Below are 18946 nucleotides of genomic sequence, written 5' to 3' on the forward strand. Positions count from 1 at the left end.
CGAAACATACCGTTTTTTATAAAACATGTAGGAGACAGGTCACATGGCAGACCGATTCGACTTCGTCGTCGTCGGCGCGGGATCCGCGGGTTGCGTGCTGGCGAACCGGCTTTCCGAAGGCGGCCGCTACTCGGTGTGTCTACTCGAAGCCGGGCCGGCCGACCGTTTCATGTGGATTCATATCCCCATCGGCTATGGCAAGACGATGTTTCACCCGGTCTACAACTGGGGCTTCTATACCGATCCCGATCCGAACATGCACAATCGCCGGCTCTATTGGCCGCGTGGCCGTACGCTGGGCGGCAGCAGTTCGATCAACGGTCTGATCTATGTGCGCGGACAACGGGACGATTACGACAACTGGGCGCGACTCGGCAATCGCGGCTGGAGTTGGCAAGACTGCCTGCCGTATTTCAAACGGCTGGAGCATAACGAACTGGGCGAAGGGCCGACGCGCGGTGTCGACGGACCGCTGTGGGCCTCGACGATCAAACAGCGCCACGAACTGGTGGATGCGTTTATCGAGGCATCGAATTCGTTAGGCGTGGCAAGCATCGACGACTTCAATACGGGCGATCAGGAAGGCGTCGGCTACTATCAGCTGACCACGCGCCGCGGGTTTCGCTGCTCGACGGCTGTTGCTTATCTCAAACCCGCGCGGCAGCGCCAGAACCTGCATGTGGAAACCGACGCGATGGCCTCGAAGATTCTTTTCGAAGGCACCCGCGCCTGCGGCGTGCAGTATCGGCAACACGGCGAGTTGCGCGAAGTGCGCGCCAATCGCGAAGTGATCCTGACCGCCGGTGCATTGCAGTCCCCGCAATTGCTGCAACTGTCCGGCGTGGGACCGGCCGCGCTACTGCGCGAGTTCGGCATTCCCGTGGTGGCCAATCGCGCGGGCGTTGGCGAGAATTTGCAGGACCATCTGCAAATCCGTCTGATCTATGAAGTGACGAAGCCGATCACGACCAACGATCAACTGCGTTCATGGACGGGCCGCGCGAAGATGGGCCTGCAATGGGCGCTGATGCGCAGCGGCCCGCTCGCGGTCGGTATCAACCAGGGTGGCATGTTCTGCCGCGCGCTGCCTGAAGAATCGGCGACACCGGATACCCAGTTCCATTTCTCGACGCTGTCGGCGGATTCCGCGGGCGGCAACGTCCACGACTTTCCCGGTTGTACGTACTCGATCTGTCAGTTGCGCCCGGAATCGCGCGGCGCGGTGCGCATTCGCAGCGCCGATCCGCGTGAGGCGCCGTCTATTCAGCCCAACTATCTGGACACCGATCTGGACCGGCGCACGACCATCGCCGGCGTGCGTTTCGCGCGCCGCGTCGCGGCGGCGCAGCCGATGGCCGGACTGATGAAACGCGAGGTGCGGCCCGGCGCGGACGCGCAGACTGACGACGAACTGCTCGAGTTCTGCCGGGAGTACGGACAGACAATTTTCCATCCATCTGGTACAGCGAAGATGGGACCGGCGGGCGATCCGCTCGCGGTGGTCGATGAACGTTTGCGCGTGTACGGCACGCAGGGACTGCGCGTGGTCGATTGCTCGATCATGCCGACACTCGTGTCGGGTAATACGAATGTACCGATCGTGATGGTCGCTGAAAAAGCATCGGACATGATTCTGCACGACGCAAGCGGCGTCGATCGAGGTGTGGCGACGACGCCTGCGGCGAAGGTGGCCGCTTGATCCAGCAATTGAAGTAGCAGGTGCAAAACGACGGCGGACGAGGTCCGCCGCAATACGCAGTCGCGGGTCGTCAGGTAGTGGACGTTGCTCGATCTGCACATAAACCGCCCCGGAGGAGACAACTGGGGTTATCGGCCAGGCACGCGCGTTAATACGCGCGGCATGGCCGTCCATTGAGGAGCTGCTGCTATGGCAATCGATCCCCGCGCTATCCGGCGCGTTGCGTTCGCCAGTGTGATCGGCGCAACCGTCGAATGGTATGACTTTTTTCTTTACGGCGTGGTCGCCGGCATCGTATTCAACAAGCTCTATTTTCCGGCCAGCGATCCGCTCGTATCGACGCTGCTCGCCTATTCGACCTTCGCAGTCGGCTTCGTGACGCGGCCTTTGGGCGGCGTGATATTCGGTCACTTCGGCGATCGGATCGGGCGTAAATCGGCGTTGATTCTGACGCTCATCATCATGGGGATCTCGACGGCGGGCGTCGCGTTCGTTCCCACTTATGCGCAGATCGGCATCTGGGCACCGATTCTGTTGTTGTCGCTGCGCGTGTTGCAGGGCATCGGGCTCGGCGGCGAATGGGGCGGCGCGGTGCTGATGGCGTATGAATACGCGCCACCTGAAAAGCGCGGCCTGTACGCGAGCCTGCCGCAGATCGGTTTGTCGATCGGACTCTGTCTCGCATCGGGGATGGTCGCCGCGCTCTCCCGCCTGCTGCCCGAAACGGCGTTCCTGTCGTGGGGGTGGCGGATCGCGTTCGGCGCGTCGCTCGGTCTGGTTTTGATTGGCCTGTACATTCGCGCCAAGGTGATGGAGACGCCCGAATTCATCGCACTCAAACGCAATCGGCGCGAAGCGAAGATTCCGTTCGTCGACATGATCACGCGTTATCGCGGCGCCGTGGTGCTCGGCATGGGCGCGCGTTATATCGACGGCGTGTTCTTCAACATCTTCGCCGTGTTCTCGATCGGCTACCTCACGCAGCACGTGTCGATGAGCCGCACCGATGCCTTGCTCGGCGTGATGATCGCGGCCGGCGTAATGTGCTTTTTTATCCCGCTGTTCGGCAGCATGTCGGATAAGCTCGGCCGCGCGCGGGTGTATTTCTGGGGCTCGCTGATTTGTGGCGTGTCGGTGTTTCCGGCTTTCTGGCTCATCGAAATGCAACCGGCCAACACGCTGTTGATTTGGGCGGCCATCGTGGTGCCGTTCGGCATTTTCTACGCGATGGTGTACGGGCCGGAGGCGGCATTGTTTGCCGAACTGTTCGATGCCGAAGTGCGTTATACGGGCATCTCGTTCGTGTATCAGTTCTCGGGAATCTTCGCGAGCGGGCTCACGCCGATCATCGCGACGATCCTGATGCGGTTGAATGGCGGTAAGCCATGGACTGTGTGCGCGTATGTGTTGTTTTCGGCTTTGGTATCGGCGTTGTCGGTGCGCGCGATAGAGCGGAGGCGGGCGGGCGCGTTCGAATCGGTGGTGCATGCGCGGTCGTGATCTCGCAGGGTGATCGCCGGCCGACGGCCATCACTCTCCACGATCTCTGACAGGCTGGTGAGCGATCAAGGCCATTGCAGTGGGCCCGAAACTGCATCCCGGTCGCTCGCCGGCTGAAGCTACACGGTTAAGACGAGTTCGCTGTATTTCGACAGATGGCCGTCCGCACTGATGAGCCGCAACGGTTCTGCCATGGCCTGCGCAACGAGAATCCGGTCAAAAGGATCACGATGGATGTCCGGCAGATTGCGAACCATCGCCGCATGCGCCGCTCTGACGGGCAGTTCAGAAAACCCGCTCTCCTCGATTTCGGCGACGAGCTGATCGATGTCCGCATCGAGTTTGCCTAGCCCCACCTTGATCGATGCCTCCCAGATGCTCGCGGCGCTGACAAACACCTCGTCGGCGTCGAGAATGATCTTGCGTGCGGTCGCGCTCAACTTCGGATCGTCCGTGACCGCCCAAAGGTAGATATGCGTGTCGAGAAGTACGCGCATCAATTGCCCTCGAATGCTGCGATCACGTCATCAGGTAAAGGTGCGTCAAAGTCATCCGCGATGCGTACCGCGCCTTTGAGGGCGCCAAAGCGCCGGGCAGGCTTCGTGATGGAGACCAGACGCGCCGCCGGCTTGCCGGCTTTTGCGATCAGGATTTCCTCGCCGCCAGCAGCGGCGTCGACCAACCGCGAAAAATTAGTCTTTGCTTCATGAATATTGACTGTCAACATGATGGCTCCTAGTGGACTTAGTCCATGTTAGTCCACCTGTGTGCCGCAGTCAACCGTTAGGGAAACGTCCAACGCGCGCCGCTCGAGAAAGCCGTGCTACCTACGGGTACGTTATCGTAGTCTTTAGCGGCGTCATTCTTGAAACGTCTTCGCCGTCTCTTCCGCCGCGTGGCGCAAATCAGGCACAAACGCGAGCAGATCATCCAGCGTGACTCTGCCCACCGGCGCCTGCACGGCAATCGCCGCGCAGGCGCGATTGCGATCCAGCATCACCGGCACGGCAATCGCGATCAGCCCTTGCAGATGTTCCTGGTTGTTGATCGCAAGCAACCGCCGCCGCGTGGTGCTCAATTCCTTGCGCAATGCGTCGCGATCGGTGATCGTCCGTTCCGAATAACCACGCAACGGCAGCGTCTCGATCACGCGTTCGCGCCGGTCCTTCGGCAGAAAGCTCAGCAGCAGCTTGCCGCTTGCCGAGCAGTGCAGCGGCACGTGGGAACCCGGCTGCAAATGCATGCGTAGCGGCCACTCGGTTTCGACACGATCCACGTAGACCACATCGTTGCCCGACAGCATGGTCAGGTTGCAGGTCTCACCGATTTTCGCCACTAGCTGTTCGAGCAGCACATGACGCGCGGCGGCCGGTCCCGCATGCATCAACACATTGACCGCGAGCATGCGCACGCGTGGCGAACATTCGTAAAGTCGGTCGCCCGCGCCGCGTGTGACGAGCCACGCATCCATCAATTGCACGAGGATGCGGTGAACGGTCTGCTTGGGCAGACCGAGCGCATTGACGAGCTCCGTCATCGAAAGCGGGCTGCCCGCTTCGGCAAGCGTTTCGAGTACGCGAAACGCGCGCACTGCAGCTGCATTCGACTGGTTTGACGTCGACATCCCACTCCCTCGCCAGCGTATTCACAGCGTTGATTTTGCATCGACTTCATTGCTTTTCGGGACTGTGGAAAGTACCGAATTTTGCGTTTTCCGATGCTGGTAAACCCATTGCAATGGATAGCTCGAAAAACGGGACTTCGCTCTACGCGCGGCTGGCTAGATTGATAGCACTGCAATCAATCTATTCACGCGGAGCGAACCCATATGAACGTCAGGGCCACAGGAGCCGAAATCTCGGGCACCCATGCGGACGGCGAAGCCGAGCGCATCGTCGCCACGCTCGTTGCGAAGGCGCGCGCGGCGCAGCGCGCTTTCGAGCAGGCAGGACAACAGGCGCTCGACACCGCCGCCGATGCCGCCGCGTGGGCCATCATGGAGCCCGAGCGCAACCGGCAGCTGGCGGAACGCGCGGTGCACGATACGGGCCTCGGCAACGCCGACGACAAGTTCCGCAAGAACTATCGTAAAACGCTGGGTCTGCTGCGCGATTTGCACGAACAAAAGACCACCGGCGTGATTGCGGAAGACAAAGCAAGCGGCCTCGTCGAGATCGCGCGCGCGGTCGGCGTGGTGGCGGCCATCACGCCTTCGACCAATCCGGCGGCGACGCCGGCCAACAAGATCATCAACGCGCTCAAATGCGGCAATGCAGTAATCGTCGCGCCGTCCCCCAAAGGGTACTCGTCTTGCGCGCTGTTGATCGAATTCATTCACGCGCAATTCGCGAAGGCCGGCATCGATCCTGACCTCGTGCAGATGCTGCCCGCGCCGATCAGCAAGGCGGCGACCGCTGCGCTGATGCGGCAGTGCGATCTGGTCGTCGCCACCGGTTCTCAGGCAAACGTGCGCATGGCGTATGCGAGCGGCACGCCTGCGTTCGGCGTGGGCGCGGGCAACGTGGCTTCGATCGTCACGGCGTCCGCGGATCTGCATGATGCGGCGCGCAAGATCCTGCGCTCGAAGACCTTCGACAACGCGACGAGCTGTTCGTCCGAAAACAGCATCGTGATCGAGGAAGCCGTGTATCAGCCGATGCTGGCCGAACTGACCTCGTGCGGCGGCGTACTCCTCGACGCCGCGCAGAAAGCCAAGCTGCAGACGGCGATGTGGGTCAACGGCAAGCTCTCAGAACAGTGCACGGCTAAATCCGCCGAGGTGATCGCGCGCGTGGCGGGTCTGGAGGAAGTCGCCGCGCGTCATCCCGCCTTCCTGATGGTGGAAGAGAGCGGGGCGGGCAGCGACTATCCGTTCTCCGGCGAGAAACTCGCGCCGGTCCTCACCGTGTATCGCGCCGCCGGCTTCGATGCCGCGGCGGAAGTCGTACGCAGCATCTACGCCTACATGGGCGCGGGCCATTCGGTCGGATTGCATTCGAGCGATGCCGCGCAAGCGGTCCAACTCGGCGTGACGTTGCCCGTCGCGCGCGTGATCGTGAATCAGGCGCATTGCCTTGCCACCGGCGGCAACTTCGACAACGGCTTGCCGTTTTCGCTGTCGATGGGCTGCGGCACGTGGGGCCGCAACAACTTCTCGGGCAATCTGGGCTTCCGCCACTATCTGAACACCACGCGGGTCGCCTATCCGATCGAAGAGCGCGTGCCGGAAACGGATGAACTGCTCGGCGACTTCTTCGCGAGGTACGGCCGATGAACACGCCCGTCACCCTTCGCGCGCTGATCGACGAGCGCGCCGCGCAGCATCCGGACAAACCCTTCCTACTCGCCGCGCTCGACGACGATGAAACGCCGGTCCCCGATCGGCGCGCGACCGTCCTGACGTTTCGCGAATTGCGCGACGACTGCCGCGCGCTGGAGGCACGCTTCAGGGAAGCGGGTCTGCAACCGGGCGAAGTCATTTCCGTGTTCATGGGCAACGGCATCCAGACGGCTCGTCTGCTGCTCGCGGCCATGTACAGCGGGCTCGTTGCCAATCCGCTCAATCTGCTGTGCCAGCCTTCGCAGGTGCGCTATATCGTCGATCATTCCGACACGCGGATGATCTTCGCCGCGAGTGACACGCATGCGGTGATCGGCGCGGCAGTCGCGGAATTGCGCGCCGCCGGGCTGACCCGCGAAATTGCGCTGATCCAGACCGAACCGGACGATGCCGAACCGCCCTCGCTGGCGAAGCATGAACCTGCGTTGGTCGAAGCCGCGGCACACGGCGCGAGCGGCGCCACGGCGCCGGCGCCGGCGCTCGCGAAGCGCAGCGTCGCGCCGCGGCCTGTGACGAGCCGCGCAACGGCATACGAACCAACAGCCGACGACGTCGCGTTGCTGATGTACACCTCGGGCACCACGGGAACGCCCAAAGGCGTCCTGCTGACGCATCGCAACCTGGTGGCCAACGCACGCAACATCAGCGCCGAACACCGGCTTGCATCGGACGACCGCGTGCTCGCGTCATTGCCGCTCTATCACATCAACGGTCTGGTCGTGACGCTGCTCGCGCCGCTGTTTCATGGCGGCTCGGCGGTCATGACGTCGCGCTTCTCGGCCCGCACGTTCTGGCGCGATGTCGCGCTGCATGCCTGCACGTGGATCAACGTGGTGCCGACGATCGTCGCGTATCTGCTCAACGCCGACGAAGCCTGCACCTACGATCTGTCGGCGCTGAAGTTCTGCCGCAGCGCGTCGGCCGCATTGCCTGCCGATCATCACCGCGCCTTCGAGGCGCGCTTCGGGATCGGCGTGATCGAAACCATGGGCATGACCGAAACCGCCGCACCGGTTTTCAGTAATCCGTATGAAATGGAGAGGCGGCGCGTGGGCAGCATTGGCCTGCCCTCGGGCGGCGAGGCGAAGGTAATCGATCGCGAAGGGCGCGAGTGCGCCGCCAACGAATGCGGCGAACTGGTGTTGCGCGGCGAGCAGGTGATGGGCGGTTATTACAAGCGGCCCGAAGAAACCGCCGCTGCCTTTACTTCGGACGGCTGGCTGCGCACTGGCGACCTCGGTTATCGCGACGCGGACGGCTACTTCTACATCAACGGACGCGCGAAGGAACTGATCATCAAAGGCGGCGAAAACATTGCGCCGCGCGAAATCGACGAAGCACTGTTGCGTCATCCCGATGTGCTGGATGCCGCGGCTGTTGGCGTGCCCGACCCGGCCTACGGCCAGGACATCGTCGCCTTCGTGGTGCCGCGCATGAGCGACGGCCGCGGCGCGCCCGATCCGGCGGATCTGCGCGAGCACTGCTTGCGCGAACTCGGACGCTACAAGACACCGAAAGAGTTTCGCTTCGTCGATGAACTGCCGCGCGGGCCTTCCGGCAAGGTGCAGCGGCTCAAGCTGGTGCCCACCTGACGCCGCGCCGCATCCCAGTCGCAGTGCAGTAGAGATCGATACATACAATAGATAGGAGACAGCATGGAAACGCGTATCCGGCGTGTCAAGACACGCCATATCATCCTGGCGGTCATGTGCCTGATGTACTTCATCTCGTACATCGATCGCGTGAACATTGCGGTCGCCGGTCCGTTGATTCGTCACGAGATGGGCCTGACGACCGTTCAACTCGGGCTGGTGTTCTCGGCTTTCGCTTATCCGTATGCGGCGATGCAGATCATCGGCGGATGGCTCGCCGACAAGTACGGGCCGAAACTGGTGCTCACCGTGCTGTCGCTGATCTGGGGCGTGGCTACGCTCGCCACGGGTTTCGCGGGCAGCGTCACCATGCTGGTCGTGATGCGCTTCGCGCTCGGCATCGGCGAGGGCGGCGCGTTTCCTACCGCGACGCGCGCCTTCACCTACTGGATGCCGGTGGCCGAGCGCGGTTTCGCGCAAGGCATCACGCACAGTTTCGCGCGGCTGGGCGGTGCGATCACGCCGCCGCTGGTGCTGGCCGTGGTGGCGACCGGCGGCTGGCGCGACGCGTTCATCCTGCTCGGCATCGCGAGCCTCGCGTGGACCGTGCTCTATCTCTTCGTGTTCACCAATTCGCCGGAACAGAACCGGCGCATCACGCCTGAAGAAACCGCGGAAATCGGCTACCGCGCCGGCGATTGCGACCGCGCCAAGCATGCGGCCACGCCGTGGCGCAAGCTGGTGCGCCGCATGTGGCTCGTCACGTTCGTCGACTTCTGCTATGGCTGGCTGCTGTGGGTTTATCTGACGTGGCTGCCGTCCTATCTGCGTGAGTCGCGTGGATTCGATCTCAAGCAGCTGGCGCTGTTCACCGCGCTGCCGCTGCTGGCCGGCGTGATCGGCGACACGCTCGGCGGGGTCGTGTCGGACAAGCTCTACAAGATCACGGGCCGCTTGCGCTTCGCGCGCTGCACGGTGCTGGTGGTGGGCATGGGCGGTTCGCTGGTGTTTCTGCTGCCGATGGTGTCCGCCACCAATCCGCTCACGGCCGTGTGGTTCCTGTCGGCTTCGTTCTTCTTCCTCGAAATCACCAACCCGGTGTTGTGGACGCTGCCGCTCGACATCGCCGGCAAGTACGCGGGCACCGCCGGCGGCATGATGAACACGGGCTTCGGTGTCGCGGGGATGGTGTCGCCGGTGGTGTTCGGCTATCTGATCGAGAAGACCGGCAGCTACAACGTGCCGTTCAATATCTCCGCGGGCCTGCTTGCGGTTGGCATTCTCGCGGCGCTTTTCATCGACACCAGCAAGACCGTGGAAGCCGATGAGGAGCGCGAGCGCGCCGCGGGCGTCGAGTTGGGCGGCATGCCGTCTTTCTCGCATGCGGGCGCGGGTGTGAGGCTGGAGCGCCATCACTTGCGCCGGCCGTTGCGTTGGCGCAAGTGATACGAGTGGCGTTGGTGACGGGAGTGGTGTGAGTTGTGCGATCCGCCCCGTTCAGCCGATTCAAGCAATTCACGCAAGGCGGGCGCATGGGTGGCGCCCGCCGTATTTCATCTGGCGGCCGATCGGCCGATCGGCCGGCGTACGCGCGCAGATCTAAAGAATCTCTACACTCTCGTCTCCCTTACTATTGATCGGCGCACTCTCCGCTCGCGCAGGTGATGCCGCGCTCCACTTCTCTCTGTCCCTCCACTGGCGCACATCTCGCGCATCGTCCGCCTGCTGATGCATAAGCCATTGGCAACACAAGCAGCAATGTGTGACGCGCGTATGACTGCGCCGCCTTCTGACAAAAACATCATCTTGCAATCATCCTGACGTTTCCTCCGCGCGCCAAACTGGAGTCGAGTCAATAACGGCACCGGATTGAATGGAGGTTCAGATGAAGTTTCGAAAAGTATTTGTCATTGGGCTGCTTGGCGCTTTTTTATCCCCGCTGGCTTTAGCGGACGTGGGGCACGCGTCCCCCGGCCACGCACCCGTCAAGCAAGATGGGAGTTACGGCAGCGTACCGCAAACCACTCTGCCGTCGAGTGCCGCACCGGTGGTCAAACCGGCGGCTCAGGGAAAGACACGCGCTGAAGTTCGTCAGGAGCTGCTTCAAGCATATAAGGACGGTCTCATACCGACGACCGAAGCCGACTATCCGCCGAGCAAACGGACTATCGAGCGCAATAAGGCACTGTTTGCCGAAACCGAACGCTACCTCGAGTAACCGGCAAACCTGCGTGTTCCTCTACTCGTTGTCTCTCACAACAACCCGCGCAAATGCGCAGCATTATTCGACACCCACGGAGTCGCATATGAAATCGATCATCAGTCTTGCCCTGGCTTCGGCCGTATTTGTTACTTCTGCTGTTCAGGCTCAAGGCTTGACTCGTGCCGAGGTGAAGCAGCAACTCATCGAAGCACAGGCCAATGGCTTGCGCTACGTTACTGAGTCATCTTATCCCGATGTGCATCCGAGTTTCGCCCACAAGGTGAAGGCCAAAGCCGCGACACCATCGGCGCAGAGCGACGAAGGCGGCGTGCCGGCAGGATCGCATGAATCCGGCAGCGCGCCGCACGGACTGCCGATGCCTGAGGGCAATCCGCACTGCGTTGGGCCGGTGAGCTTCTGCAACATCTATGCAGGTTCGTGATGCTGTGTTCACTACAAGAACCACCGTCGCACTGAATTCGCTGCTGTGTTCGTCCGTGAGCGAGCGGCCCGTCGCGGTGGCGAACCCGTGCCAATGCCCACACATGGCGCGGCCGAATCGGCACGATAGAACTACCTGAAAACAAGTTCCGGGCCTTCACCGGAGTGGCCTCTTCAGCAACAACGACATCGACATTCGACAGAGCGTCCCATTCGCTCCGTCGCGCAACCGCTCCCCATAGACCTGTTTCATCAAGCTCATTAACCATCACGCGTACGTGACGGACTTCTCATTTGTCAGTCATGTACACGCACCCTGTGGCCGTTAAATTCAGGTAACCGACTTGCGCTGTTTCGAGTGCCTGTCTCATCTTCCGCTTGTACGAAACGTCTGGAAACACAATCATCATGAATCTACGCGAACAGTTTGCATCGTTTCCTCGCGACATGTTTGCCGGCACTGTCGTCTTTCTCGTCGCACTTCCGTTGTGTCTCGGCATTGCCAATGCGTCCGGCGTCGATCCGATCGCCGGCCTGCTTTCCGGCATCATCGGCGGCCTTGTCGTCGCCTTGCTGAGCGGTTCGCATCTGAGCGTCAGCGGTCCGGCGGCGGGGCTCGTTGTGATCGTCGTCGACGGCATGACGAGGCTCGGCAGTTTCTCCTCGTTTCTGATCGCGGTTCTGCTCGCGGGCGCCATGCAGTTCGGATTCGGCCTGCTCAAAGCGGGCCGCTTTGCCGCCTATGTGCCATCTTCCGTCATCAAAGGCATGTTGGCGGCAATCGGCCTGCTGCTCATCATCAAACAGGCGCCGCTCGCGGCAGGGCTGGCCGACGGCAGCGCGAGCGTGACGAGTGCGATGAGCGGCACGGTCGTCACGCCGTTCGGCGCGATGTCCGTGGCGGCATGCGCGATCGCGCTCGTGTCGCTGGCGATTCTCGCCAGTTGGGAAACCCGGGCCGCGCGACGTTTCGCGTTCGTGCGCCACGTGCCCGCGCCGCTGGCGGTCGTATTGTTCGGTATTGGGCTCACGCTGTTGCTCGACTTCGTTGCTCCGGCGTTCGCGCCGCCGCTCGAGCATCGCGTGTCGCTGCCGTCGTTGGCCTCGTTTGCGGCATTGGACAAGGTGTTCAACTGGCCTGAATTGACGCACTTGCTGAAGCCGGATGTTTGGCGCCTGGCAATGACGATTGCGATCGTCGCGAGTCTGGAAACGCTGCTCTGTCTCGAGGCCGTCGAGCAAATCGATCCGAAGAAACGCCCTGTGCAGCCGGATCGCGAACTCAAGGCGCAGGGCATCGGCAACATCGTGGCCGGTGCGATCGGCGGATTGCCGATCACGTCCGTGATCGTGCGCAGTTCCGCGAACGTCGAAGCGGGTGCGCAAAGCCGCTGGTCGGCCGTCGTGCATGGCGCGTTGTTGCTCGTGAGCGTGTTCGCGCTGACAGCGGTGATCAATCTGATTCCGCTTGCGAGTCTCGCCGCCATTCTGATCTTCACGGGGCTGAAACTTGCCAAGCCGTCGATGTTCGCGGATGCCGCCAGGCAGGGTTTCGCGCGTTTCGCACCATTCGTCGTGACGATCGCCGCCGTGCTGCTGACCGACCTGTTAATGGGCATCGTGATCGGGATTGTGTGCAGCGTCGCATTCGCCATTCATGCGCACATGCGGCGGCCAATCACCATGGCGCAGCATGACGACCACTTCCTGCTGTGCTTGCGCAAGGACGTGTCGTTTCTCGCGAAGGTCAGCCTCAAGGAACATCTGAAGACGATTCCCGATCGGGCCACGGTCATACTCGACGGCAGCCGCGCGGATTTCATCGACCCCGACGCGCGCGAACTGATCGATGAATTTGTGAAAAACGCTCCCGCGCGAGGCATTCAGGTCGAGTGTCGGCAGTTGGAGAAAGTTGTCGAGGAGCGCGTCGGATTGCGGGGCTTCGGGGCGCTCCTGCGCAGGCAATGATCCGCGTCGGCGCGGCAGAAGTCGAGCGACGCACTCGTTGTGGAAACCGAAGCCGTCGTTGCGGAAATGCTGGGAAACAAATACGAATTTTCCCGACCGATACGACGCCGTTTCGACGGATTGATCTCTAGCGCGCGCAACGATGTCGCGGTAAAACTATTCGGCGACAACACGACGGTGCTCAGCGATGCTGCAGAAGAGATCGCGGCGGCTTTGCAGAAAGGCCGGGCGCTGACTGAGGTCAAGATTGAACAGACCAGCGGCTTGCCGGTTCTCACCATCAACATGGACCGCTACGAATTGGCGTCTCATCGTGTTTGTCCTGCTGTTCAATGTGTTTAATAATGCTAAGGATGGCTTGCTAGTCTTCACAGGTATTCCATTCGCATTGAGCGGCGGCATGCTGTCACTCTGGTTGACAGGCATTCCGTTGTCCATCGCCACGGCGGTCGGGTTCATCGCGCCGTTGCATCGAACTGGCTAGCCAAGACGTCCCCCGCTCAGTTGCTGCGCCGGTTGGGCATTTTTTCGAGGTAGTGGCAATGCGGATTCTGCTGGTGGAAGATGAGCCGAAGACCGGCGCCTATTTGCGAAAGGGCTTGTCTGAGGCGGGATACGTGGTCGACTGGGCGCAAAACGGTGTGACGGGCCAGCATCAGGCGGAGACGGAAGACTACGACCTGCTGATCCTCGATGTAATGTTGCCGGGACAGGACGGTTGGACGCTGCTGCAAAACCTGCGCCGCAAACGGTGCACGCCGGTGCTGTTTCTCACCGCGCGCGACGACGTGGGAGACCGCGTCAAAGGCCTGGAGCTCGGCGCCGACGACTACCTGGCGAAGCCGTTCGACTTCGTCGAACTGATCGCACGCGTGAGGTCGATCCTGCGGCGTGGCAAGCCACGCGAATTCACGTTGCTGAAGGTCGCCGATCTCGAACTGGATCTGACGCGGCGTAAGGCGACCCGGCAGCACGACGTGATTTTGCTCACCGCCAAGGAATTCACGCTGCTGTGGCTGCTCATGCGCAAGGAAGGGGAAATCCTGCCGCGCGCTACGATCGCCTCGCAAGTGTGGGACATGAACTTCAACAGCGACACGAACGTGGTCGATTCGGCAATCCGGCGACTGCGCTCCAAGATCGACGACGCCTACGAACCCAAGCTGATTCACACCGTGAGAGGCATGGGGTATGTGCTGGAAAACCGGGGCGCCGGCAATTGATCAGGTGCATGGTGCCGCGTACGCTGCGTGCAAGGCTCACTGCTCTCATCATCGTGTCTACGTCGGCGATCCTCGCGCTCAGCGGGCTTGCGCTATATCACGTGCTGCGCAGTTGCCTCGAGTCGAGCTCGGTCGAGCAGATGTCCAGCACGATGGCGGCGTTACACACGCATCTGTCGGGGATTCCGACCGTGCATGCCATTGGCGGCAACGCGGAGACGGTGATCGACCACCTGCGTGGGCATCCCCACATGGCGCTTGCCATTTACGACACAGCGGGCCAGCGCCGCTTGAGCACGGCGGGCTTCAAGCCCTATGCGCCGATTGCGGCAATCGTGCTGAACGGTGCGCCTTTGGCGCTCACGCGCGCCGGTTCGAATCTTCGATACCTGCTGCAGCGCGTGGCGCTCAATGGCGGAATCGGACCGCCGGTGCTGGTCGCCATTCAATACGACGGCACCGGCGATGAAGCGCTATTGCGCGTGTACGCCTGCACCACGGTGGCGATCGAAGTATTGGGTGTGCTGTTAGCCGCCGTGTTCGCATACGGTATCGCCCTGGTGGGACTGCTCCCGCTGCGCAGGCTGGTGGCCCGGGCAGAAGCGATGTCGACGAGCGGTCTCGCGCAACCGCTGCCGGAATTGCATGCGTCAGGCGAGTTGAAGGAACTGGAGCAGGCCTTTAACGGCATGCTCACGCGGCTTGACGAATCGTTCACCCGGCTAAGTCAATTCTCATCCAATCTTGCGCACGATATGCGCACGCCGCTCACTAATCTGCTTGCCGCTGCTCAGGTGGCGTTGTCACAGCGCCGCAGCGCGGAGGACTACCGGGACGTTATCGAGTCCAGTGTGGACGAGTATCGGCGGCTGTCGCACATGATCGAAGACATGCTGTTCCTGGCGCGTTCCGATCAGGCTGATGCGCCCCCGTCCTTGCGTTTACTTGACGCGGTCGCGGAGGCCGAGCGGGTCGCGGGCTACTACGAGACCGTGGCCGAAGATGCGCAGGTCGAGATCAAGGTGACGGGCGAGGGCACGGTGCTAGCCGATCTGCTGCTCTTTCAACGCGCGCTCAGCAACCTGCTCTCGAACGCGCTCGCGCAGGGGCCGCCAGGAACCACCATTATCATCGACTGCAAGGAGGAGCCGGACTGGACCACGCTGAGTGTGTCGGATTCGGGCGCGGGAATCGAAGCTCGCCATCTCGAACGCATATTCGAGCGGTTCTATCGTGTGGATCCTTCGCGGCACGGTTCGGCATCGGGCACGGGGCTGGGCCTCGCCATCGTGAAATCGATCATGACGAGCCACGGGGGGCAGTGCGGCTGCGAAAGCCGGCCACATGTGCGCACCTGTTTCTGGCTGCGCTTTCCGAACCATGATTGCTCAAGTCACGGCATGGCGGCGCGCCCAGGACGCGACGCCGTACGCAAAGCGTGAGCACGCCCCGTTCAACGGCAACAGGCGCGCGCGTGCCGCCGTGCATGTTGGTGCCGGCGGCGCAGGTCGTTATTTCGCGGAGAGCTTGTCATGCTGGTCCAATGAAGGCGTCGTTTCACCACCATGCCACGCAATGGCGTGTATCTGCTTGTTGCGGGCAACCGTCCTGGCGTCTGGCGGGTATTGTGTCTTGCTGGACGGAATCAAGCCGGCGTGTTGCGCTTGAACCAGTTCCTGTTGCACCTCGGCGCGAGACTTGCCTTGTGCCTGCGCAACCTGCGATGCCGTGCCGAATATCGTCAACGCGGCGACTGACAGAGTGAAGAGTCTTGCAGCATTCATGTGAAATCTCCCGGGTGACGGCCGCCGTTTGGCGATTCGTGAGCCCAGTGTGAATTGCCGGTGGTGTGTCACCGTGACAGAAACATGAGAAAAATGTCAGGACATGCGGTGGCGACGAAACGGCAATCGGGTGGCCGGCCGCAGAGGTCCAACCGCTTTATCCATATTCGAGAACAATCCTCTCCACGCGCGGCACTTATTCTCAAGCACCGGCTTTTCTAGACTGTCGTCAGTGAATTACGAACAGGGCTGTTCGTAGCAGAACGAAGCGAAGTCTGGAGGTCGTCGTCATGAAGTCCCTTATTCAAGCCGTTGTGGTTGCCGCTGTGCTTGCAGCGCCGGTTGCGGTGTTTGCCCAAACGAACTCGCCTGTCACCCGCGCGCAAGTGCGTGCCGAGTTGATCGAACTCGAACAGGCCGGCTATAACCCGGGCCGCGGTGAAGACCCGAACTATCCGGCCGATATTCAGGCCGCCGAAGCACGGGTGGCGGCGCGGCATGCCGCGACGGGTTTCGGCGGCAGCGCAAGCGGTTCGTCGGAGGCGGGACGCGCGCCTGTTTCCAATTCGGATTGAAATGCGATGTACAACCATCCGCGATGGACGGTGCAACGCACGCGCGTCGCGGCGTCGCGTATGCGGCATACGGGTTGATTGGGCTGGCGTCCGCTCCGGTATTTGTCGCCAGTGAACTCGTCCGCGTGTTGAAGCGCGATGCGCGAACCTTTTGCGACGCGCGCTGGCGGTCAACCGAGCGGAATGCATCGTGAAACGCCGCAAGCGCGCTGGTCTACGCGACGCGCCATAAGCGCAGCCTGGTCGTCATTGCCGGCTTGATGACGATGCTATTGCAACGCCGCCCGTTGGTACGCGGTTTGCTGTCAGCTAATGTTTTTATCGCAAGCTGTCACGCCTATGCCCCGAACCCCCGCTACTTGCCAAAGGTGGAGCGCCCGTGAGATCCGGGTATTGCACGAATTACCGCGCGTGCTGGTCGTCGACGACAACGTCGGCGCGGCCGAAGCGCTCGCCACCTATCTCTCCTATGAAGGCGTCGAAGCTCGCGCCGCCGACGGCTGCGAGCAGGCGCTGCGCTGCGTGCGGGACTGGGTGCCCGACGTGGTGGTGCTCGACATCATGATGCCGGAGCGCGACGGCTATGAAACCGCGAGCGCGCTACGCAGCTATCTGCCGACGCAAAGTCTGGGCATCGTCGCGTTCACCTCGCTCGATGAGGATCACGTGAAGGAAACCGGCAAGGCACGTCACAATTTCGACGGTTATTGTCAAAAAGGCACGGCCCCGACCGCGTTGCTCGCGCTGATGCGCAAGCTTTGGCGCGAATAGAGGCGCGGATCGCCGCGCGCGCGACGCCGGAGCCTGACGTCAAGCCGGCTCGCTCTCCGCCGTTTCCGCGACGATCTGCTTGAGAATCGCCTCCATCAAGCCCGGAAAGCGGGCGTCCAACTCAGCGCGCCGCAGCGAATTCTGATGCACGGTGCCGGCCACGCGCGTGCGCACGAGACCCGCCTCGCGCAGGATCCGGAAGTGATGGGACACACTCGACTTGGGGCGGCCACCGTCGAGCTCGCCGCAGGTGGCCTCGTCGACCGACGCGAGGCGCCGCACGATCTCGAGGCGGACCGGGTCGCTCAGGGCATGAAAGAGCCGCCCGAGGGCGAAATCCTCGGCGGCGGGGTGGTTATAGGTGCGCATCCTGCAAATGATAAAGGTTTCTGCGATACTTCGTTATTCGATGTTTATCGAACTACCGTACAAGCAAGTCCAGAGGAGTTTAGCCTGATGTCCGCATTGTTCCAGCCGTACAAGCTCAAAGACGTTTCCCTGCGCAACCGGATCGCCATTCCGCCGATGTGCCAATACACCGCCGAAGACGGTTTGATCAACGACTGGCACCGCATCCACCTGGCTGGTCTCGCGCGCGGCGGCGCGGGTCTGGTGATCGTCGAGGCGACGGCCGTGTCGCCTGAAGGCCGCATCACCCCGGGTTGCGCGGGCATCTGGACAGACGAGCAGGCGCAGGCTTTTGCGCCGGTCGTGGCGTCGATCAAGGCGGCCGGCGCGGTGCCGGGCATCCAGATCGGCCACGCGGGCCGCAAAGCCAGCGCCAACCGTCCGTGGGAAGGCGACGACCACATCGCCGACGACGACAGCCGCAGCTGGCAAACCATCGCCCCGTCGGCGATCGCCTTCGGCGGTGGTCTGCCGAAAGTACCTAAAGCGATGACGCTCGACGACATTGCGCGCGTTCGCGAAGATTTCGTCGCGGCTGCCAAGCGCGCGCTCGACGCCGGCTTTGAATGGCTCGAGTTGCACTTCGCGCACGGCTATCTCGGGCAGAGCTTCTTCTCGACGCACTCCAATCAGCGCGACGACGCTTACGGCGGCAGCCTGGAAAACCGCAGCCGCTTCCTGCTGGAAACGCTGGCAGCGGTACGCAAGGTGTGGCCTGAGCATCTGCCGTTGACGGCGCGTTTCGGCGTGATCGAGTACGACGGCCGCGACGAGGAAACCCTCGTCGAATCGATCGAACTCGCGAAGAACTTCAAGCGCGAAGGCCTCGACATGCTGAGCGTCAGCGTGGGCTTCTCCACGCCGACGGCGGCGATTCCGTGGGCGCCGGCGTTTCTCGCGCCGATCGCCGAGCGCGTGCGCCGCGAAGCTGGGATTCCGGTGTCGTCGGCGTGGGGTATCGACACGCCGGAACTGGCGGATCGTTCGGTGAAGGACGGGCAACTGGATCTGGTGATGGTCGGCCGCGCGCATCTGGCCGATCCGCACTGGCCGTACCATGCGGCGAAGAAGCTCGGTATCGAGCGTCCGTCGTGGACATTGCCGGCGCCTTATGCGCATTGGCTGGAACGCTATAAGGTCGCCTGAGCGGCTGAGTTTTCGCGTCGAGTTTGTTGTGCTGACCGCGCCGCCTGGCTCCGCCGCTTTATGCGCCGCGCAGGCGGCGCGTTTCATTCTGCCTCCAGGCGAGCGTCCGGTTGCGCGTGCAGGAGCACGCGCACTCGACCGACTGCTGCGCGCGCGATATTTCGCATTGCGTGCTCTGCACCCCGGCGCCGCATTTCCAACTGTTAGACCGATTACAGCGCTCGCAGCATTCCGCGTGAAATGCTCAGCCGTTTTGTGCCGCGCTTCCAATCGCTAGACCGGCGGCAGTGCCCGCA

18 protein-coding genes and 1 pseudogene are annotated in these 18946 nt (G+C 62.2%); 14 read left to right on the forward strand and 5 right to left on the reverse strand.

What is annotated here, in order from left to right; genetic code table 11:
• Positions 1-43 precede the first annotated feature (43 nt).
• The gene (locus BPHYT_RS21745) at positions 44-1699 is read left to right on the forward strand and encodes a GMC family oxidoreductase (RefSeq protein WP_012426270.1); all 1656 of its coding nucleotides are present in this window, start codon (positions 44-46) and stop codon (positions 1697-1699) included.
• A 189-nt stretch (positions 1700-1888) separates the two neighbouring features.
• Complete coding sequence (locus BPHYT_RS21750) at positions 1889-3199, forward strand: MFS transporter (protein ID WP_012426271.1); 1311 nt, start codon at positions 1889-1891, stop codon at positions 3197-3199.
• 119 nt (positions 3200-3318) lie between these two features.
• On the opposite strand, the gene BPHYT_RS21755 is transcribed toward BPHYT_RS21750, so the two are convergent.
• The 3 genes from BPHYT_RS21755 to BPHYT_RS21765 form a co-directional block, all read right to left on the reverse strand.
• Positions 3319-3696 carry a type II toxin-antitoxin system VapC family toxin gene (locus BPHYT_RS21755; RefSeq protein ID WP_012426272.1) on the reverse strand — a complete coding sequence of 126 codons (378 nt, stop codon included), beginning with the start codon at positions 3694-3696 and terminating at the stop codon, positions 3319-3321.
• A complete protein-coding gene (locus BPHYT_RS21760) occupies positions 3696-3926 on the reverse strand; it encodes a type II toxin-antitoxin system Phd/YefM family antitoxin (RefSeq protein ID WP_012426273.1) in 231 nt (76 codons plus the stop codon). The genes BPHYT_RS21755 and BPHYT_RS21760 overlap by 1 nt, the downstream gene beginning before the upstream one ends.
• A gap of 132 nt (positions 3927-4058) precedes the next feature.
• Positions 4059-4823 carry an IclR family transcriptional regulator gene (locus BPHYT_RS21765; protein ID WP_012426274.1) on the reverse strand — a complete coding sequence of 255 codons (765 nt, stop codon included), beginning with the start codon at positions 4821-4823 and terminating at the stop codon, positions 4059-4061.
• 204 nt (positions 4824-5027) lie between these two features.
• Between BPHYT_RS21765 and sauS the strand changes: the two genes are divergently transcribed.
• From sauS to BPHYT_RS21810, 9 genes and pseudogenes are all read left to right on the forward strand, one after another.
• Entirely contained in the window at positions 5028-6473 is a 1446-nt protein-coding gene (gene sauS / locus BPHYT_RS21770; RefSeq protein ID WP_012426275.1) for an acylating sulfoacetaldehyde dehydrogenase, read from the forward strand.
• Positions 6470-8131 (forward strand): AMP-binding protein, encoded by a 1662-nt coding sequence (locus tag BPHYT_RS21775; protein WP_012426276.1) that lies wholly within the window; start codon positions 6470-6472, stop codon positions 8129-8131. The genes sauS and BPHYT_RS21775 overlap by 4 nt, the downstream gene beginning before the upstream one ends.
• A 63-nt stretch (positions 8132-8194) precedes the next feature.
• Positions 8195-9577 (forward strand): MFS transporter, encoded by a 1383-nt coding sequence (locus BPHYT_RS21780; protein WP_012426277.1) that lies wholly within the window; start codon positions 8195-8197, stop codon positions 9575-9577.
• A 439-nt stretch (positions 9578-10016) separates the two neighbouring features.
• Positions 10017-10349: a DUF4148 domain-containing protein gene (locus BPHYT_RS36935; RefSeq protein WP_012426278.1), complete on the forward strand. Its 333-nt coding sequence runs from the start codon at positions 10017-10019 to the stop codon at positions 10347-10349.
• A gap of 88 nt (positions 10350-10437) precedes the next feature.
• Positions 10438-10776: a DUF4148 domain-containing protein gene (locus BPHYT_RS21790; RefSeq protein WP_012426279.1), complete on the forward strand. Its 339-nt coding sequence runs from the start codon at positions 10438-10440 to the stop codon at positions 10774-10776.
• 407 nt (positions 10777-11183) lie between these two features.
• A complete protein-coding gene (locus tag BPHYT_RS21795; protein ID WP_012426280.1) occupies positions 11184-12743 on the forward strand; it encodes a SulP family inorganic anion transporter in 1560 nt (519 codons plus the stop codon).
• A gap of 15 nt (positions 12744-12758) precedes the next feature.
• A pseudogene (locus tag BPHYT_RS21800) lies at positions 12759-13206 on the forward strand (efflux RND transporter permease subunit); the annotation flags it as partial.
• Positions 13207-13285: 79 nt separating this feature from the next.
• Positions 13286-13966, forward strand: a complete 681-nt coding sequence (gene irlR / locus BPHYT_RS21805) for a heavy metal response regulator transcription factor IrlR (protein ID WP_012426281.1) — start codon at positions 13286-13288, stop codon at positions 13964-13966.
• On the forward strand, positions 13963-15408 hold the full coding sequence (locus BPHYT_RS21810; RefSeq protein WP_041759092.1) for a heavy metal sensor histidine kinase: 1446 nt from the start codon (positions 13963-13965) through the stop codon (positions 15406-15408). The genes irlR and BPHYT_RS21810 overlap by 4 nt, the downstream gene beginning before the upstream one ends.
• 69 nt (positions 15409-15477) lie before the next feature.
• On the opposite strand, the gene BPHYT_RS21815 is transcribed toward BPHYT_RS21810, so the two are convergent.
• Entirely contained in the window at positions 15478-15750 is a 273-nt protein-coding gene (locus BPHYT_RS21815; RefSeq protein WP_012426283.1) for a DUF4148 domain-containing protein, read from the reverse strand.
• 290 nt (positions 15751-16040) lie between these two features.
• Between BPHYT_RS21815 and BPHYT_RS21820 the strand changes: the two genes are divergently transcribed.
• Positions 16041-16325: a DUF4148 domain-containing protein gene (locus tag BPHYT_RS21820; protein WP_012426284.1), complete on the forward strand. Its 285-nt coding sequence runs from the start codon at positions 16041-16043 to the stop codon at positions 16323-16325.
• Positions 16326-16664: 339 nt separating this feature from the next.
• Positions 16665-17096 carry a response regulator gene (locus tag BPHYT_RS21825; RefSeq protein WP_012426285.1) on the forward strand — a complete coding sequence of 144 codons (432 nt, stop codon included), beginning with the start codon at positions 16665-16667 and terminating at the stop codon, positions 17094-17096.
• A 39-nt stretch (positions 17097-17135) separates the two neighbouring features.
• Here the strand turns inward: BPHYT_RS21825 and BPHYT_RS21830 are convergent, their stop codons facing one another.
• Positions 17136-17465 (reverse strand): ArsR/SmtB family transcription factor, encoded by a 330-nt coding sequence (locus BPHYT_RS21830; protein ID WP_012426286.1) that lies wholly within the window; start codon positions 17463-17465, stop codon positions 17136-17138.
• 87 nt (positions 17466-17552) lie between these two features.
• Here BPHYT_RS21830 and BPHYT_RS21835 point away from each other — a divergent pair, with 87 nt between their 5' ends.
• Entirely contained in the window at positions 17553-18650 is a 1098-nt protein-coding gene (locus BPHYT_RS21835) for an NADH:flavin oxidoreductase/NADH oxidase (protein WP_012426287.1), read from the forward strand.
• Positions 18651-18946: the final 296 nt, after the last annotated feature.

The sequence above is a fragment of the Paraburkholderia phytofirmans PsJN genome, from assembly GCF_000020125.1.
Lineage (GTDB): Bacteria > Pseudomonadota > Gammaproteobacteria > Burkholderiales > Burkholderiaceae > Paraburkholderia > Paraburkholderia phytofirmans.